Raw genomic sequence first — 1,816 nt, forward strand, 5'->3', positions numbered from 1 at the left:
ACTTCAGGCCGAAAAGATACTGGAGGAAAAATCTCAGGAACTTTACAGAACGTCTAGACAACTAAAAGAAACCAATGAACGTCTGGAAAATCTGCTCAGTGAGAAAACTTCCGAATTAGAAGGCGTGTTTATTAATATTATTGATCCCTACCTGGTCATGGATATTGAGGGAAATGTGATCCGTATGAATGCGGCTGCTACCCAGCTATTGGGGTATAATCACACTGAAGAAAAGATCAACCTACAACAACTTGTACATCCAGATTATATTCAATACACCAGGGAATCCTTTAAACAACTATATGAAGTTGGCACTCTAAAGAATTACAAGGCCAAGATCCTGACAAAAGACAATTCCGTTCATTACATTCAGGTAAATAGTAGCCTTATCTACGACAAGAATAGAAATCCTATTGCGGCACAGGGAATTATTCGCGATATCACCAAGGAAAGTGAAGTGGAAGCGCTATTATCTGAACAGAAAAAACAACTCGATATAATTGTACAGAATTCTCCGCTGGGAATCGTTTTAACGGTAGGCAGTACCTTTATAAAAGTAAACAAAGCATTTTCTGATCTCATCGGATACACAGATTCAGAATTAAAAGAGCTTTCCGTTGGAGATATCTCAGAACATGAAGATTATAAAATTGCCAAAGGTTACCAATTGGCCATGAATAAAGGAGAAATCGATAATTTCTCCATTATTAAAAGATATTTCACCAAAAAAGGCGAGACAATTCTTGCCAAAACATCTGTTAGTGCGGTCAGAGATCCTTCCGGAGCCATAGCATATGAAGTTGCTATTGTTGAAGATATCACCAAGGAAAAAGAGGCAGAAGAACAGATCAAAGCCTCCGAGAACAGGCTAGCTACGCTCATCACAAACCTGCATATAGGTGTTTTGCTGGAAAATGAGAATAGAGCCATTTCACTTACCAATCAACGTTTTTGTGACATCTTTCAGATACCGGTTACCCCCGATCAATTAAAGGGAGCCGACTGTTCTAACGCAGCTGAGGAAAATAAGCATCATTTTAAAGATCCAAAGGGCTTTGTTAAAAGGATCAATACTATTTTAAGAGATAAAAAGATGGTTCTCTCCGATGAGCTCGAAATGAAGGACGGACGCATCCTGGAACGCGATTATATTCCGATTTTCTCAGATGGTATCTATAAAGGTCATTTATGGACCTACAATGACGTAACCATTCGCAAGAATTACAAACAGAATTTAGAGATCCAGAAAGAAAAATACTGGAGTATTATTGCGAACATGAATCTGGGCCTCATTGAAGTAGATAATAAGGACGTTATACAGCTGGTAAACCAAAGCTTTTGCACTATGAGCGGTTATTCGGAGAAAGAATTGCTCGGAAAGAAAGCCGTTGAAATGCTGAAAGTTCAGGAAAAAACGATCATCCTTGAAAAAGGAAAAGAACGTTTAAAGGGAAAATCTGACTCATACGAGATACAGGTAAAGACAAAAAACAATGAGCTCCGCTACTGGCTGGTAAGTGGTGCACCTCGTTACGACGATGGAGGGGAAATAGTAGGCTCAATTGGCATTCATTTAGATATTACCGCTCAAAAGAATTTAGAGCTCCAAAAAGAACTGCTATTAAAAGAATTAGAAGGGAGTAATCAAGGATTACAGGAATATGCTCATATTGTTTCACATGACCTTAAATCGCCCTTGCGAAGCATCAGTGCACTGGCGACCTGGTTACATGATGATTATAAGGATATTCTGGATGAGACCGGAATATTCAATTTGCAAATGATGCAGGAAAAAGTAGAGGGTATGGATAAACTC

The 1,816-nt window shown here is 38.8% G+C and carries 1 protein-coding gene; it reads left to right on the top strand.

Features of this window, described 5'->3' with window-relative positions; genetic code table 11:
* Positions 1-1,816: PAS domain S-box protein (locus tag WBM49_RS07265; RefSeq protein WP_424371394.1), on the top strand; the 1,816-nt coding region annotated here is incomplete at both ends.

The sequence above is a fragment of the Muriicola sp. genome, assembly GCF_049669965.1.
Classification (GTDB): domain Bacteria; phylum Bacteroidota; class Bacteroidia; order Flavobacteriales; family Flavobacteriaceae; genus Muriicola.